The 14,433-nt window shown below is 35.3% G+C and carries 17 protein-coding genes and 3 tRNA genes; 7 read left to right on the plus strand and 13 right to left on the minus strand.

Features of this window, described 5'->3' with window-relative positions; translation table 11 throughout:
* Positions 1-73 precede the first annotated feature (73 nt).
* The 4 genes from ACW8TM_RS05015 to ACW8TM_RS05030 all read right to left on the minus strand — a co-directional run bounded on the left by ACW8TM_RS05015 (position 74) and on the right by ACW8TM_RS05030 (position 2,958).
* On the minus strand, positions 74-1,330 hold the full coding sequence (locus ACW8TM_RS05015; protein WP_491532188.1) for a hypothetical protein: 1,257 nt from the start codon (positions 1,328-1,330) through the stop codon (positions 74-76).
* Positions 1,331-1,693: 363 nt separating this feature from the next.
* Positions 1,694-1,767, minus strand: a tRNA-Val gene (locus ACW8TM_RS05020).
* A 39-nt stretch (positions 1,768-1,806) separates the two neighbouring features.
* Complete coding sequence (gene tfe / locus ACW8TM_RS05025; protein ID WP_491532189.1) at positions 1,807-2,340, minus strand: transcription factor E; 534 nt, start codon at positions 2,338-2,340, stop codon at positions 1,807-1,809.
* 78 nt (positions 2,341-2,418) lie between these two features.
* The gene (locus ACW8TM_RS05030) at positions 2,419-2,958 is read right to left on the minus strand and encodes a tRNA (cytidine(56)-2'-O)-methyltransferase (RefSeq protein WP_491532190.1); all 540 of its coding nucleotides are present in this window, start codon (positions 2,956-2,958) and stop codon (positions 2,419-2,421) included.
* 51 nt (positions 2,959-3,009) lie between these two features.
* On the opposite strand from ACW8TM_RS05030, the gene hflX reads away from it, so the two are divergent.
* The gene (gene hflX / locus ACW8TM_RS05035; RefSeq protein WP_491532191.1) at positions 3,010-4,101 is read left to right on the plus strand and encodes a GTPase HflX; all 1,092 of its coding nucleotides are present in this window, start codon (positions 3,010-3,012) and stop codon (positions 4,099-4,101) included.
* Here hflX and ACW8TM_RS05040 read toward each other — a convergent pair.
* Positions 4,098-4,589 (minus strand): multiprotein bridging factor aMBF1, encoded by a 492-nt coding sequence (locus tag ACW8TM_RS05040; RefSeq protein WP_491532192.1) that lies wholly within the window; start codon positions 4,587-4,589, stop codon positions 4,098-4,100. The two genes, hflX and ACW8TM_RS05040, sit on opposite strands and share 4 nt — an antisense overlap.
* A gap of 113 nt (positions 4,590-4,702) precedes the next feature.
* Here ACW8TM_RS05040 and ACW8TM_RS05045 point away from each other — a divergent pair, with 113 nt between their 5' ends.
* From ACW8TM_RS05045 to ACW8TM_RS05055, 3 genes are read left to right on the plus strand one after another with little or no spacing between them, the layout of a single operon-like run.
* The gene (locus ACW8TM_RS05045; protein ID WP_491532193.1) at positions 4,703-5,893 is read left to right on the plus strand and encodes a proteasome-activating nucleotidase; all 1,191 of its coding nucleotides are present in this window, start codon (positions 4,703-4,705) and stop codon (positions 5,891-5,893) included.
* A 10-nt stretch (positions 5,894-5,903) separates the two neighbouring features.
* Positions 5,904-6,371: a PUA domain-containing protein gene (locus ACW8TM_RS05050; protein ID WP_491532194.1), complete on the plus strand. Its 468-nt coding sequence runs from the start codon at positions 5,904-5,906 to the stop codon at positions 6,369-6,371.
* Between the two features lie 27 nt (positions 6,372-6,398).
* Positions 6,399-6,749, plus strand: a complete 351-nt coding sequence (locus ACW8TM_RS05055; protein ID WP_491532195.1) for a nascent polypeptide-associated complex protein — start codon at positions 6,399-6,401, stop codon at positions 6,747-6,749.
* On the opposite strand, the gene ACW8TM_RS05060 is transcribed toward ACW8TM_RS05055, so the two are convergent.
* The 6 genes from ACW8TM_RS05060 to endA form a co-directional block, all read right to left on the minus strand.
* Positions 6,750-7,385 carry a V-type ATP synthase subunit D gene (locus ACW8TM_RS05060; RefSeq protein WP_491532196.1) on the minus strand — a complete coding sequence of 212 codons (636 nt, stop codon included), beginning with the start codon at positions 7,383-7,385 and terminating at the stop codon, positions 6,750-6,752.
* Positions 7,386-7,512: 127 nt separating this feature from the next.
* Positions 7,513-7,603 (minus strand) — tRNA-Arg (locus tag ACW8TM_RS05065).
* Positions 7,604-7,661: 58 nt separating this feature from the next.
* Complete coding sequence (locus tag ACW8TM_RS05070) at positions 7,662-7,958, minus strand: hypothetical protein (RefSeq protein WP_491532197.1); 297 nt, start codon at positions 7,956-7,958, stop codon at positions 7,662-7,664.
* 20 nt (positions 7,959-7,978) lie between these two features.
* Positions 7,979-9,271: a histidine--tRNA ligase gene (gene hisS / locus ACW8TM_RS05075; protein ID WP_491532198.1), complete on the minus strand. Its 1,293-nt coding sequence runs from the start codon at positions 9,269-9,271 to the stop codon at positions 7,979-7,981.
* Between the two features lie 6 nt (positions 9,272-9,277).
* Positions 9,278-10,141, minus strand: a complete 864-nt coding sequence (locus tag ACW8TM_RS05080) for a UbiA family prenyltransferase (protein ID WP_491532199.1) — start codon at positions 10,139-10,141, stop codon at positions 9,278-9,280.
* A gap of 8 nt (positions 10,142-10,149) precedes the next feature.
* Entirely contained in the window at positions 10,150-10,674 is a 525-nt protein-coding gene (endA, locus tag ACW8TM_RS05085; protein WP_491532200.1) for a tRNA-intron lyase, read from the minus strand.
* A 70-nt stretch (positions 10,675-10,744) separates the two neighbouring features.
* On the opposite strand from endA, the gene hycI reads away from it, so the two are divergent.
* Together hycI and mtnA are read left to right on the plus strand one after the other, a co-directional pair.
* Positions 10,745-11,248, plus strand: coding sequence for a hydrogenase maturation peptidase HycI (hycI, locus tag ACW8TM_RS05090; RefSeq protein WP_491532201.1), 504 nt, complete (start codon positions 10,745-10,747; stop codon positions 11,246-11,248).
* The gene (gene mtnA, locus ACW8TM_RS05095; RefSeq protein ID WP_491532202.1) at positions 11,229-12,263 is read left to right on the plus strand and encodes an S-methyl-5-thioribose-1-phosphate isomerase; all 1,035 of its coding nucleotides are present in this window, start codon (positions 11,229-11,231) and stop codon (positions 12,261-12,263) included. The genes hycI and mtnA overlap by 20 nt, the downstream gene beginning before the upstream one ends.
* On the opposite strand, the gene ACW8TM_RS05100 is transcribed toward mtnA, so the two are convergent.
* Positions 12,252-13,013, minus strand: a complete 762-nt coding sequence (locus ACW8TM_RS05100; protein ID WP_491532203.1) for a DUF72 domain-containing protein — start codon at positions 13,011-13,013, stop codon at positions 12,252-12,254. The two genes, mtnA and ACW8TM_RS05100, sit on opposite strands and share 12 nt — an antisense overlap.
* A 75-nt stretch (positions 13,014-13,088) precedes the next feature.
* Here ACW8TM_RS05100 and ACW8TM_RS05105 point away from each other — a divergent pair.
* Positions 13,089-13,176 (plus strand) — tRNA-Leu (locus ACW8TM_RS05105).
* A 122-nt stretch (positions 13,177-13,298) separates the two neighbouring features.
* Here the strand turns inward: ACW8TM_RS05105 and ACW8TM_RS05110 are convergent.
* On the minus strand, positions 13,299-14,222 hold the full coding sequence (locus tag ACW8TM_RS05110) for a vacuolar protein sorting-associated family 26 protein (RefSeq protein ID WP_491532204.1): 924 nt from the start codon (positions 14,220-14,222) through the stop codon (positions 13,299-13,301).
* Positions 14,223-14,433 lie beyond the last annotated feature (211 nt).

Below are 14,433 nucleotides of genomic sequence, written 5' to 3' on the forward strand. Positions count from 1 at the left end.
CTTTTGGAGTATGAATCTCAGATTCAAAACTATCATTCAAATTTAAGCCTCCAATTAAAAAAGAAAATTATAGTTATTTTACTCTTCCTTTTATTATAATTATGAGTTTCCATTGTCCTCTGCTTGTATTTAGTGCTTTGAATTGTAGTTTTAAGTTTTCATTTGGTTTTATTTCTATGTATATTTTGTCTCTTGATTTTACTTGTTTTTCTATGTTTCCTTTTGATGAGTGAATTGCTTTTATTAATGGTAGTTTGAATCCTTTATTTGTGGTAGAATTGATTGCTATTAGGAAGATTTCATCAATTTGTATCGTATGTTGTTTAGCTCCCTTTAGTATTAATCTATAAGTTCCATTATATTCGATTGGGAACGTTTTGATTATATGTATGTCATAGACGTCCTTGTTAGTGCAAATTAGTATTGGGTCTTCGTTTTTCCATCCATTTTCACTTAAAACTAGTAGTGTTGGGTAATCATTGCTTGAGGAAGATGAATATGTATACTCAATTCTCAAATATTTGTATTTGGCTGTAGCGTATCCTCCTGCTTCTTCGACTAGGGCTTCTACTTGATATAGTTTGCAGTTCCAGTGGGAGAAGTATATTCCATAGTTTGGTGAAGTTTGTGATGCTTCTATCATTGTTGCGAGAATGTCATTTACACGTAAACCCGATCCTAAATTATATTTAATGTATATGAAAGCTACTGGAAGACGATCGTATACTGAACCATCTGATGGATATATGCGGCCTCCAATATCATAATAGAAATCTATTCCAAATACTGTTTCTGGATAGTAATAATAAGTTCCATCTACTTCTTTAACAACATCATAGGCCTTAAACCATACATCTGTGAGTACACCATATTCCCAACTTAAACTCCACCCCCACTTTTCATAAATATCGGTATACATCATTAAACTTGATAGTTCCGGTGTAATTGGCAATGGATCTGGCTGAACTATTCCATCTGGTTTCTTTTCTTCACCCCAAACCCAACCTTGGGTAACACCAGCACAAACAGTTCTATAATAGCCAAAGGGAGGTTCTCCAACTTTATAATCATAGTCAGCTTGTAAATATGCCATCCAATCATTGTTTATCACTATAAATTCGGCAAAATCTACACCTTCTTGTTGACCTGGTGAGGGAGACTCATAATAGTAGATGTCAAATATATCCCATACCCATGTTCTTGCTACCCATTTTTCTCCATTGTTGTTGAAGTCTGAGTTTACTGTCCATTCTGCGGCTGTTGCAAGGTAGGGTTGTGTGTTTAGGATTAGAAATATCGCTATTATTGTCAAAGGCAATTTTTTATTCATATTTTCAGACCACTCCTAAAATAAGTATATCATGGCTTGTATTTAAATTTTTATTTTTTTAACTTTCATTGAAATATATTTATTTGCTTGAGTTTTGTTTATTTTGAAATATATCGATTTTCAAGAACAATAACTTCAATTTTTGATAGTTTTAGATAGGATTTATTGAAATTTTGGTAGGTAATCTACTTAAATTTGATTAACTTAGCTTGAATAAGAGCTACTTAATTACTAAGTCATTGCCTTCTTATTTATGGAAGTGATTATACAATTTGATGTGTAAAATTGAAATCAACTATAAAATTGTATCCACTTGGCACCTTAAATATCATGGATTTTTATCTTCAATTTGAAGATGAAATATGGGCGGGGTGGGATTTGAACCCACGATCACCGCCGTGTAAGGGCGGCATCCTAACCAGCTAGACCACCCGCCCACCTACTTCTAGGAAGGTAATGTCTATGGCAATTATAGCTTATCCCTTAGACTTAGATAAATCTTCTTCTAGCTTTTTGACACGTTCTTCAAGGAAATCTATTATTGTGGTGTTGTCGTGTGGTTGTAATGGTTTATTGCAGATTGGGCATTTAAAGGAGTATTCTACTGCTTCTTCGAAGGTCATTCTTACACCATCATCTGGACAGTAGAAAAACATGTGGTTTCTTTCATATTCAAGTCTTTGTCTTAATTTTTCTAGTACAAGTTGCTTCTTCAAGTTTACAAGTGATTCAATATTGTCTCTATTTAATCTCCAAAGATAGACAAACCAGCCTGAAGATCTATCCCTAATCCTTCTATAGGAGACTAGTTGATTGTCAAATAGGGTGTAAAGTATTTTTCTTACATTATTTAATTTTATTCCTGTTTTTTCAGCTATTGCTTCATCAGTCATTTCTGGATTTTCAGCTAGTAAAACTGCAATTGAAACAGCATCTTCCCCGCCGATTTCCCGGATAACTGCAATGAAACTTTCGTCTATTTCGAATTCTTCATAATATTCATATAACATTTACTTGGATCACTCCAACATTATTGACTGATGCTACTTAATTTATTGTTTTATATGAATTTAAACTCTTTGACTTAATTAAAGTTTTATAACCCTCTTTCCTCTAGTGCAGGGAATAACCTTAAGTTTAGCGTTATGAAAGATGGAATTAAAAACCCATCCATCAGTTAATTTTTCAAGGAAGATAGCTAGAGCAGCTATCTCAGAGTGAGGTTGATTACCAATTGCAATGTTCCAGTCTGCTAGTAGATAGTATATCTTAGGAACCTTCTTTGCTCCAACAATTATCAGCTTATCTCTCTTAGAAGCTTTAATTTCATCAATTACACTAGGCAAATTAAGACCATACATAGTTAAATGAACTACTTCTCCATCATTCTCCTTCCACTCCTTAACTAATCTTAGAGGATCAACACCAATTTTAATGGTAAATGGACCACCCCACAATTCAACTACTTTAATTAACGAGTTAAATACATGTTTATCATCAGAATCAATAAATATTCCATCTGCACCAAAAGCCCTAGCCACCAATCCCACATGCGTAGTAACACGTTTGTCACGTTCAAGTCTATGGCCAATACGTAAAACATAAATCTTGTATGACCATTTCTTCATAATATAAACCACACAAAATTTTAATTTAAAGATTTCAATTGAAATGTGAAGATGAAAGCAGTACTAGTAGAATGCATTACAAGCGGATATAAATCTAAATTAAAAGAACTAGAGGAATTAGCCCAAAGTAGAGGATACAAGGTTGTTGGAAAAATTATTCAAAAAAGAAGGGCACCAGATCCAGCCTTCTATATTGGAAGAGGAAAAGTACAGGAATTAAAGGAAGTTGTAGAAAAAACAGGGGCAGAAACAGTAATCTTCTCAAACACATTAAAGGCAAGTCAAGCATTCAGGTTGAGAAGAGAATTAGGATGGCAAATAAATGTAATAGATAGAAATCTATTAGTCCTAGAAATATTCGAGGAAAGAGCGAGAACAGCTGAAGCAAAACTCCAAATAGAATTAGCCCGCCTATACTATACGCTTCCATGGACAAGGGAATATGTAAGATTCAGAAATCTATACGGAGAACAAGTAGGATGGGGAGCCTTAGGAGAATACCTACACAAAGTATATGAAAGCCATGTTAGAAAAAGAATAGCCATCCTAGAAAAAAAGCTGGAAAAAGTAAGATTTAAAAGTAAAATGCTAATGGTAAGAAGACATGAACTGGGAGTACCAGTGGTAATCCTGACAGGATATACTCAAGCAGGTAAAACTGAATTATTCAATAAACTAACAAAGGAAAAAAAGGATGTAGGACTAGGACCATTCACCACCCTAGCAACTTATGGTAGAAGAGTAAACATTGGGAAAAAAGAATACTTCATACTAGTAGACTCAATTGGATTCATAGAAGACATGCATCCATTAATATTAGAGGCATTCTACGCCACACTACATGAACTATCACTCGCAGATCTCATAATACTAGTAATAGATGTAAGTGAAAGTAATGAAAACATAAAAAGAAAAGTCGAAGCATCAGATGAAATATTAAGAAGAGTTGCCCCAGCCACACCCTTAATCATATGCCTCAATAAAATAGACCTAATAAACTGGGAAGAAATAGGTAGGAAAGCAAGTATTGTAAAAGAAATATTTCCATATCAACCCATAATAGCTATAAGTGCAAAAAGAAAAACAAACCTACAAAAACTCCTAGAAGAAGTGAAAAAACAAATAAAACAGCAAATTAGCTAACGCTTCTTCCTAAATTTAATCTCAGCTATATCTCCAAGGGTTAATTCACTAGACTTTTCACTAGTGATAGGAGGAGAATATTCAGGAACACGCTCCAGCAACTTTATCTTCAAGATACGCTCAAGCTTCCTAGCTAAATCTAGAGTAGGAACCATTTCTCCAGCTTCAATTCTACGGATAACCGAAAACTTCTCCTTAACTCTTTCAGCTAAAATCTCCTTAGTCCAACCTAGAGCCTCTCTAGCCTCCCTAATCCTCCTTGAAAAGTCCTCCACAACTTCAAATTCATCTTCAAACCTGGAACTAGCTCTTCGAACGCTATACCTCCTCTTCACAATAGTACTCTTAGCATCCCTAAAGGGTTTAACCGGCCTCTTAACAGGAACACCAAACTTAGAACAAGCAGAACAAACAGACAATATTGCACCAGCAATCATAACCCTATGTGCCTTCCCCCGAATAGGCCTCCCACATAGTTCACAACTCAAAATTAAACACCAAGAAAAAATTAACAATTAAACTTATACAATTTACGCTTAATGTAGAAATTTTAATTATACACCAAAACAATTTATGTCATGGTAAATAATGGGGGACGATGATGCCAGCACCATCAGAAACTGGAGATGCCATATTATTTAGAGACCTTGGAGATTATACTAGATATCTAGAGCAGAGGATTAGAGATCTAGAAATAGAGTTTCAAGCACTTAACGAGGAAAGAGAAAGGCTAATACAGGAAATAGAAATGCTTAGAGATAAAATAAGGAAACTGTTAACACCACCACTAATCGAAGCATATGTAATTGAAGTATTAGGAGATGATAGAGCAATAGTTAAGAGCACTACTGGACCAAACTTAATAGTTCAAATATCCAATGACATTGATAAAAGCAAACTATATCCAAATACTAGAGTAGCATTAAACCAAAGAACCTTTGCTATAGTGGAAATATTACCACAACTTGAAGATCCATATATAAGAGGAATGGAAGTAATTGAAAAACCAACCATTTCATACAAGGATATTGGCGGACTAAAACAACAAATAAGAGAAATAAGAGAAACAGTAGAACTACCACTACTAAAACCAGAATTATTTGAAGAAATAGGAATTGACCCACCTAAAGGAGTACTATTATATGGTCCACCTGGATGTGGAAAAACACTACTAGCAAAGGCAGTGGCAAATGAAACAAAAGCTACCTTCATCAAAGTAGTAGCATCAGAACTAGTCAAAAAATATATTGGAGAAGGAGCAAGAATGGTAAGAGAATTATTCGCACTAGCAAGAAGAAAAGCACCAAGCATAGTCTTCATCGATGAAATAGATGCAATTGGAGGGCGAAGATCAGGTCTATCAACAAGTGGCGAAAGAGAAGTACAAAGAACAATGGCACAGCTATTAAGTGAATTAGATGGCTTCAACCCTAGAGGGAACGTTAAAATAATAGCAGCAACCAACAGAATAGACCTATTAGATCCAGCCCTACTAAGACCAGGAAGATTCGATAGAATAATAGAGGTTCCAATGCCAGATGAAGAAGCAAGACTAGAAATATTCAAAGTACACACTAGAAAAATGAAACTCTCAAGGGACATTTCACTCGAAACACTAGCTAAAATGACGATTGGCGCAAGTGGAGCAGATATAAAGGCAATATGTACAGAGGCAGGAATGAACGCCATTAGAAACAGAAATAAAAAAGTAACAATGAAAGACTTCATAAAAGCCATAAATAAAATTTTAAGAGGAAAAAGAACCCCATTTCCACCAACAGCATACATTTAAAGTGAAATCTATGCCATCAACAGACCTCTATAAACTAAGAAGAATCGCAGACTATCAATTTGGCTTAGGCATAGGTGAAAAACTTTTCCCAAAAGAAGTAAAATTTAGGAAATCAAGGAGAACAGGAAAAATAAAGGAGATATATTACAAAGGAAAACTAATTGCAACGAAAAGGCCAAAAGACGGCCTATTCGCTCTATCAATTGAAGGCGCCAAGAGAATATTAGAAGCAACAGAAAAACCAAGACTAAGAGTTATAGTTAAAAACGAAGTAGCAGAATACATAATGAAAGGAAGAAACGTATTTGCAAAACACATAATAAACGCAGATCCACAAATAAGGCCAGGAAGCGAAGTAATCATAGTAGATGAAAATGATAATCTACTAGCTATAGGAAAAGCAATTTTAAATGGAGAGGAAATGCTTGCATTTAAAACAGGAATAGCAGTAAAGGTAAGAAAAGGAATAAAGGATTAAAGTGTATAAATATAGGTTGGCGATTACATGATGCGGAGAATGTCTCCAAGAGAAATGAGAAGAATTATGAAAAAACTTGGACTAGCATTAGAAGAACTATCAAACGTAGAAGAAGTACTAATCATAAGAGGAAATGAGATCATAAAAATACCAGAGCCAACAGTCTCAATAATGAAAGTCAGCGGTCAAACAATATTCCAAGTAATAGGAGAACCAATAATAACCAGAAAGGAAGAGAAAATAGAGATACCAGAAGAAGATATACAGCTAGTAGCAGCACAAGCAGGCGTGTCAATAGAAGAAGCAAGAAAAGCATTAATTCAATCAGAAGGAGATCTAGCTAAAGCAATTTTAATGTTAACCTCAATGAAAAAATAATTATCTTCTAGCCGTTCTCAACTCCAACTTCTTCTTAATCCTCTTCACCCTAAATATGTCTTCCCGCTCCCTTTCAGATAGGTAAAATTCAATATATCGAATTGCCTCTTCAAGCTTAGGTATAACCATAGATTCAAGAGCATTAACTCTCCTCCTAACCTTTCTAACCTCTTCAGCGAGGCGAATTAAAGTAGCGCTAACCTCAGCTAATTTAACAATCCTACTAAGAGCATCACTAAACTTACTCACAGCAACATCAAGACTAGCACAAGTATCAATCAAGCTATACGGCCTCTCAATCTTCTCAATCTTAGCACTGAAAACTGGAATCAAAACACCCATAATATTCCTAGTTCTCATACTAACCTCAATTGCTTCAGGTATCCCTGCAGCAATTCTCTCAAGCTTTAATGCACCAAGCTCCATTTCAGCACTACCTAAAGCCAGGAAAGCATCCTTAAGAGCAGAGACAACCTCCTCTCTAACAGCCTTATAGTCTTGAACTACAGCGAAAAACTCCATTATAAGAGCATCTTGCTTCTCCTGTAAAAGCTCTAATCCACGTTTAGCCAACTTCAACCTACGCTTAAAAGCAAGTAACTCCATTCTCGTAGGCTTAACTTCAATTCCAGCCATACAATCGCCACACTCACATTAACAATTAGACTAATAAAATTATTACTAAAGGGAAATTTAAGGTTTGATGAAAACATCATTAGAAAATTAACATTTCAAACTTTAAAACATTCAAAAGAAAATTGTATGGCGGGCCCGGTGGGATTCGAACCCACGACCAACGGCTACCTCCAAGTCTATAGGAGGCCGCTGCTCTATCCTAGCTGAGCTACGGGCCCATGAAATCATGTGTAAAATTAAATTTAATATTTTTCCATCTCAAAGAAAAATACTATACTAAATCATTTTATCTAGCCAGTCAAGAAAATTCTTTAAGGAAAAGAAAATTCTCGGCTCAATCTGCTTTCTCTTATAAACCTCTATTTTCTCTAGAGGAAGAGAATTCAAAACCTCCTTAGGAGTCTTAGAACCGAAAGCTTTAGGCCATTCAACAGCTTTAAGACCCTTATCACATGCATGAATTAAACCAGACATTGCAAGTATATACTTAAAGTCCTTAAAGAAAAAATATGCCCTCGCCCTCATAGATCTGAGCTTCCTGAAAATTTCAATAACATCAGATTCAGATAGCATCTTCTAATCCCTCAAATATATTATTGCTTTAGCAGCTTAATAGCCTCTTCTAAAGTTACTTCAAATTGAATATTTTCCTCCAAATTTCTTAACACAATCTTTCCTCTAGAAAGCTCTCTTTCACCAACTATTATTGCATAAGTAAAATTCATATTATTCGCATATGATAATGCCCTCTTCAAACTTCTACCTAAAATCTCTAACTCAGCGGATATATCAAATTCCCTCAGTCTATAAGCAATTTTAACAGCCTCAGATTTAACGTTCTCATCAACAGGAATCACGAAAACTCTAATATACTTTTCATAGTTGAAGGGGATCTTCAATTCCTTCATTGCAAGTACAATCCTATCAAGTCCAGGTGCATAGCCAACAGCAGGTGTAGGTTCACCTCCAAAAAGCTCTATTAACTTATCATATCTCCCACCACCACCTAAGGCAACTCTAACTGGCGGTGCATAAACCTCAAAGATCATCCCCGTATAGTATTCTAAACCTCTAGCAAAACTAAAATCTACAAGCAACTTACCAGTTAAATCACATTTCTCAGTTAATTCGAGAATCTGCTTAAAATTCTCAAGAGCAACTAGTGCATCCTCATAGTCAGCTAGTAATTTCTCCACCTTACCTATAAAATCATTATAATTGAAGCCCTTCAATGCAAAAAGAGACTTAGCAATCTCCACAAATTTATCAGAAACTCTAAACTCTCTAAGCAAGTTAAGAGCATCCACTAACCTACCCTTATCAAGCAAAGTAAATATTCGATTCTGATTATCACTTGAAATTCCCTCAAATTTAAGTAACTCTCTCATCACACCAATATGATTAACTTTAATGTAATGATTACGGAAACCTAGACGTTTCAATAGAGAATCAGCTATCTCCAATATTTCAACATCAGATTCAGGCTCACTAGAACCAATAAGCTCAAAACCACCCTGCCAAAACTCCCTATACCTACCATACTGAGGCTCATCATACCTGAAACAATTGACAATATACCCTAAACGTAAGGGCTTAGGATAACTAGACATATTGTTAATATAAAATCGAGCAACAGGAGCAGTCATCTCAGGTCTTAATGCAACCTTCCTACCTCCAAGATCAGTGAAAACATACATTCTCTGTCTAATCTCCTCCCCAGACTTAGCAGCCAACAAAGAGAAGAACTCTAGAGTAGGAGTTAAAATTTCCTTATAACCATAAAGCCTAAACAGCTTCCTAACCACATCCTTAACATAATTTAACTTAGCAACATCCTCAGGCAGTAAATCACGCATACCCCGCAATCGCCTATACTTTCTCACCACGTTAAATCACCAAACCACAAATTTAGGAAAACCACCTAGGAAAGCTGCAAGCATAGCCAACAACATATAAATTAAAACACGCCTCTTAATAGTTTTAGCTTTATTAGGAGAAGGATCACAAAATAAAACAAATGAATCAAAAAGAAAACCAATACATGACATAAAATAAAATGGAAAATAAAGCCATGAAACAATTCCAAGCCATATAGGTATAAAGCCAATTAAAATAGCTCCAATAAAGAAAAATAAAGCAACAATACTTGCAAATCTCCCACCATAAACCATAGCAACAGTCCTAACACCCCTAACCTTATCACCCTCAACATCAACAATTCCCTTCACAACCTCCCTCCCAGTATTAGACAGAAAAGCAGCTAAAGAAAAAACTTGAAGCAATAATGAACCATATGATCTAATAGCTATAGAACCAAAAAGAAAAGGCAAAGCCACACAAAAACTAACCATAAAATTACCAAGTAAACCATACCTCTTACCCCGAGCATTATAAAATGAAGAAATAAAGATTGCAAAGCAAGCTAAAAGAAAACACTCAAAACTAATAAGCAAAGAAGAAAAAATACCTATAAAAGTCAAAGCAACAAAGTAAACTATAGCTTCACTCTTCTTAATCAAACCACTTGGAAGAGGACGCCAAGGTGCATTAACCAAGTCAACCTCAAAATCGAAATAATCATTCAAAACCATAGAAGAAGCTGTCAGACAAAAGGCAGTCAAAAAACCAAAAAACAATAAATGAAGACTAGGAATACCCTGAAAAGCAATGATCTCACTTAAAACAACACCCAAACCCATCATAATCGAATTAACTGGACGAATAATAATTAGAAAGGCTGAAAACCTATTGGACATTTAATCACCTAAAGGTTAACTTGAGTTACATCATAATAGGTTACCTCACCCTGACGATCAACAATAGCTAAAATTAAATCCTTCCTAGCACTTCTAGCCTCCCTAACCATTTCAGATAAAACTTCAAGTTCAATAGGCTTACCCTCAACAGAACCATAAACAAGATACTTAGCAGGCTCCTTTCCAACAATAGCACCACGCCTATAGACTCTAAAGGAGATCCTCCCACCAAAACCAGGCTTAACAACATATCCCCTACGCCTCAAATCAGAGTAAATTAAATATTTAATCCAAATATCAGGATCCCTCCTCAAAAAATAATTTAAAAGCTCCTTAAAACTAAAACGATTACCATCATCATAAACAGCTAAACGACCCCTCTCAACCAAGTATAAGGCTTCAAAGGAAGCTAAAACTAAACAATCATCTCTAAGCTCTCCATAATAACCTGAACCCCAAAGCCTATTTGCATCTTCACCCATAATCACAACACTTGAATCCCTTATAAACCCCCTAAAAGACGCTTCACCCAAACCGACAACCTCCAATAAATGTAACTTAACACATCATTATATATTCCTTTAAAGATACTTATCCATTGATATGAAGGAACAATTAAATGAACAATTAAAAAATGCAGAAAAAATAGTGATTATGGGAATTGGAAACAAATTAAGAAAAGATGATGCAGCAGGAGTAATAGTAGCTGAAAAACTCAGCCTACTAAAAATTCAAAACGAGAAACTAAAAATAATCAAATGCGGAGAAACACCAGAAAACTTCCTAGGCATGGTTGAAAAAATCAAACCTACACACGTAATATTAATCGATGCAATTGACATGAGAAAACCAGCAGGATATATATCAATACAAGCAAAGGAAAACCTTCTAGACTATCCAACAATTTCAACACATAAACCATCACCACACATTCTCATAAGCTACATAGAAGAAGTTATAGGCGCCAAAGTAATAATAATAGGAATACAACCAAAAAACATAGACTTCGGAGAAGAACTTACACCAGAAGTAGAAAAATCCATAGACATAATAGTAAACATACTAAAAGAAGTATTGGAGGCAAAAAATGCTCCCCAAAACAATTGAATGGAAAAACGGAAAAGTCATCTTAATCAATCAACAACTACTACCCCAAAAACTAGAATTCATAGAAACAGAAAAACCAGAAAGAATTGCAAAAGCAATAAAAACAATGGAAATAAGAGGAGCACCTGCTATAGGTGCTGCTGCAGCACTAGCACTAGCATTAACAGCATACCATACAAAAGCCAAAAACACTAAAGAACTAATAAGTGAACTATTGAAAACAGCTAATATGATCAAGAATACAAGGCCAACAGCTAGAAATCTATTCTGGGCAACTGAAAGAATAATGAACATAGCAAGGAAAACTAAGGGAAACATAAATCAGATTATAAAGGCAGTAATCGATGAAGCAGTAAAAATACTTAGAGAAGACGAGCAAATCAACATGAAAATAGGTGAAAATGGAGCAAAACTAATTGAAGATGGAGACACAATACTAACCTACTGCAATGCAGGCTCACTAGCATGCGTATACTATGGAACAGCCCTAGGAGTAATAAGATCAGCATGGAAACAAGGGAAAAAAATAAGAGTAATAGCACCAGAAACAAGACCTAAACTTCAAGGAGCAAGACTAACAACCTTCGAATTAAAAGCAGATGGAATACCAGTAACACTAGTAACAGACAACTCAATAGGACTACTAATGCAAAAAGGAAAAATAAACAAAGTAATAGTTGGAGCAGACAGAATACTGAGTGACGGAACAACCTACAATAAAATAGGCACCTATACAATAGCTATACTAGCAAAAAACCATAAAATACCATTCTATGTAGCAGCACCAAAATCAACCTTCGACCTAAAAGCTACAAGAGAACAAGTAAAAATCGAAATGCGAAGCCCAAGAGAGGTAACAGAGATATGTGGATGCAAAATAGCTCCAGAAGACATAGAAGTAGTAAACTATGCATTTGATATGACGCCACCAGAATTAATAACAGCAATAATAACTGAGAAAGAAGTAATATATCCACCATTCAAAGAAAACATATCAAAAATACTAGGACAATGAACTTGAAATCAACTGCTTAAACCTCAAGGCATCATCAGCCATAAAAACATTGTTAAACAAGACATAAATCATCCCATAACCTCTCTCAATCAAATCCCTAACCTTTCCAAATAGAACATTGAGATCCTCATCAGTGTACTTATAGCGATAATTAACCTCACCTCTACCAATACCATGCAAACGAATATAGCAAATAGGATTACTTGAAACAGGCTCACGTCTAAAAACATCAACAACATGAATTAGATTAAGTGAGACACAAAGATCCCTAACTACATCTAAATGCTTAAGCCAAGTCCCCCTAGGCTCCCATCCAATCTCCAATCCACCACGATCAATACTGGAAAAGAACTCCCTCACATTCCTAACATTATCATGAGAAAAGCCGAAGGAGGGAGGAGTTTGAAAAACACAAATCTTAGCTCCAAGTACACGACAAATCTCAAGAGTTTTATTCCAAGCCTCAAAATTCTCCCTAGTAGGTCTAAGAAAACCATACTTATCCTCTAAGCCAGGCTCAACCTTAATTCCAGCTCTTCTCCAAGTGGGACTACTGGGAGGATGAGTAATAACCTGCCAAGCCTTCAAGGTAAACTCAAAACCATCAGGAGCAATCCTCCTCCACTTCTCGGCAGTAGAAACCCTAGGTAACTTATAAAAAGTGCTCTGAAGTTCAATTAAATTAAAAACCTTAAAGTAAGCTTCCTTACCACCCTTAACAGCCCAACCACAACAACCAATCTTAATCACAAAATCACCATAAAATAATAATTACTTGTATAACATTAACTTTTATTTATTAGGTGAGCATTAATCAATCATAGAGCGGGGGTTGCCGAGCCAGGTTAAAGGCGGCGGACTCAAGATCCGCTGGCGAAGGCCTTCGTGGGTTCAAATCCCACCCCCCGCACCATTAAAATAAGAGTAGACTCCCAATTAGTTCAAAACTAATTAAGCATGTCTCTGTACATTTCTACTTTTCTAGACAACACAAAAAATTAAGGGTACTTTAGATTTTACTGGAATATCCTTGGACTATCCTCTTCGATCTACAACTTCAACAGGAATTCTCAAAGCTAAGATAGGCAGTCTCCCCTTGATGAAGTTTATATTTAAGGACCATTCTGACTGGTAATATCTAGTTTTACAGCTTGGCCTATGAACACTTGGAACTTTATAGCTAAATGGAAAAGTAAATTTTAAACCTTCAATCAATTTAAAATTACTTCTTAACACTTTAACAGGAGAAGAATAAGTTTCTGAACCTCTGAAATCTAAGGAACTTGAAATTGGTACTGATAGAATTTCTTCTGGATTGAGCTCAATCCAATTGAGCATGTTAACTCTCAACTCATCTACCTCAAAATTCTTAGTGGAGGTTATTTCTACTTCGCCTTTCAGTATTTCACCGGAAGTGAAGATTTTTCTTGGCAATTTCACATATCCAGAAAAATATTCCCTATCAATGGGTTTGAAAACCTCTCCATAAAATTTTTCGCCAGATATTTCAGATAAAACAGTTATCTGCTTTTTAGCTACTATATCCCTCCTCATCTTTCTATCTATAACAGCCTTGAGAAGCCATGTAGTTCTAATTCGGCCACCATAAAAGGTTGGTGGAGCGTCTAGTGGAACTTTAATACCGCCAGAAAGCTTCATACCAGGCTTTAAAAATTCACCTTCACCTCTAATTTTCTCCTTCAACCCCATGAGTTTAAATGTAGATGACTCTGCAACCATTTCTCTAGGATCTTCATCCTCAGAAGGTTGAGAATAAAGTGAATATTCTCTTACAACATCCCACTTCAAATCAGACTGACACAACAGCTCAAGCCTCAATTCCTTAAAGCTAAATTTCTTATTAGTCTCAATGTTCAATTGAGCATTAATATAATCACCAGGAAAGTAAGAATCCCTATCAGTCTCCAAATTTAATTTAACTTTAGGGCCAAACAGCATACTTCATCCTTCTTACAAAACGCTAATTAAAAATAGTATTAATAAAAGTATTTAAAAATTTCCAATTAAATTCAAATTAAAACATTAAGTCTTTAAGAATAACTAACAATTTATTTATTAGGAAAACGTTAGATAAATTAGTTATAGGGAAATAATTCACGACAACTCATCATGACAAAAAATCTCAGAAGCCTTAAAGGAACTTACCTAT

The sequence above is a fragment of the Candidatus Culexmicrobium sp. genome (assembly GCF_058356305.1).

What these genes read in the sequence shown, in the direction of transcription:
- ACW8TM_RS05045 (WP_491532193.1), top strand. Translation starts at nt 4,703, where the DNA reads ATGCCAGCACCATCAGAAACTGGAGATGCCATATTATTTAGAGACCTT.
- mtnA (WP_491532202.1), top strand. Translation starts at nt 11,229, where the DNA reads ATGCTCCCCAAAACAATTGAATGGAAAAACGGAAAAGTCATCTTAATC.
- tfe (WP_491532189.1), bottom strand. Translation starts at nt 2,340, where the DNA reads ATGTTATATGAATATTATGAAGAATTCGAAATAGACGAAAGTTTCATT.
- ACW8TM_RS05015 (WP_491532188.1), bottom strand. Translation starts at nt 1,330, where the DNA reads ATGAATAAAAAATTGCCTTTGACAATAATAGCGATATTTCTAATCCTA.
- ACW8TM_RS05110 (WP_491532204.1), bottom strand. Translation starts at nt 14,222, where the DNA reads ATGCTGTTTGGCCCTAAAGTTAAATTAAATTTGGAGACTGATAGGGAT.
- ACW8TM_RS05055 (WP_491532195.1), top strand. Translation starts at nt 6,399, where the DNA reads ATGATGCGGAGAATGTCTCCAAGAGAAATGAGAAGAATTATGAAAAAA.
- ACW8TM_RS05060 (WP_491532196.1), bottom strand. Translation starts at nt 7,385, where the DNA reads ATGGCTGGAATTGAAGTTAAGCCTACGAGAATGGAGTTACTTGCTTTT.
- ACW8TM_RS05080 (WP_491532199.1), bottom strand. Translation starts at nt 10,141, where the DNA reads ATGTCCAATAGGTTTTCAGCCTTTCTAATTATTATTCGTCCAGTTAAT.
- ACW8TM_RS05050 (WP_491532194.1), top strand. Translation starts at nt 5,904, where the DNA reads ATGCCATCAACAGACCTCTATAAACTAAGAAGAATCGCAGACTATCAA.
- hycI (WP_491532201.1), top strand. Translation starts at nt 10,745, where the DNA reads ATGAAGGAACAATTAAATGAACAATTAAAAAATGCAGAAAAAATAGTG.
- ACW8TM_RS05030 (WP_491532190.1), bottom strand. Translation starts at nt 2,958, where the DNA reads ATGAAGAAATGGTCATACAAGATTTATGTTTTACGTATTGGCCATAGA.
- hflX (WP_491532191.1), top strand. Translation starts at nt 3,010, where the DNA reads ATGAAAGCAGTACTAGTAGAATGCATTACAAGCGGATATAAATCTAAA.
- ACW8TM_RS05070 (WP_491532197.1), bottom strand. Translation starts at nt 7,958, where the DNA reads ATGCTATCTGAATCTGATGTTATTGAAATTTTCAGGAAGCTCAGATCT.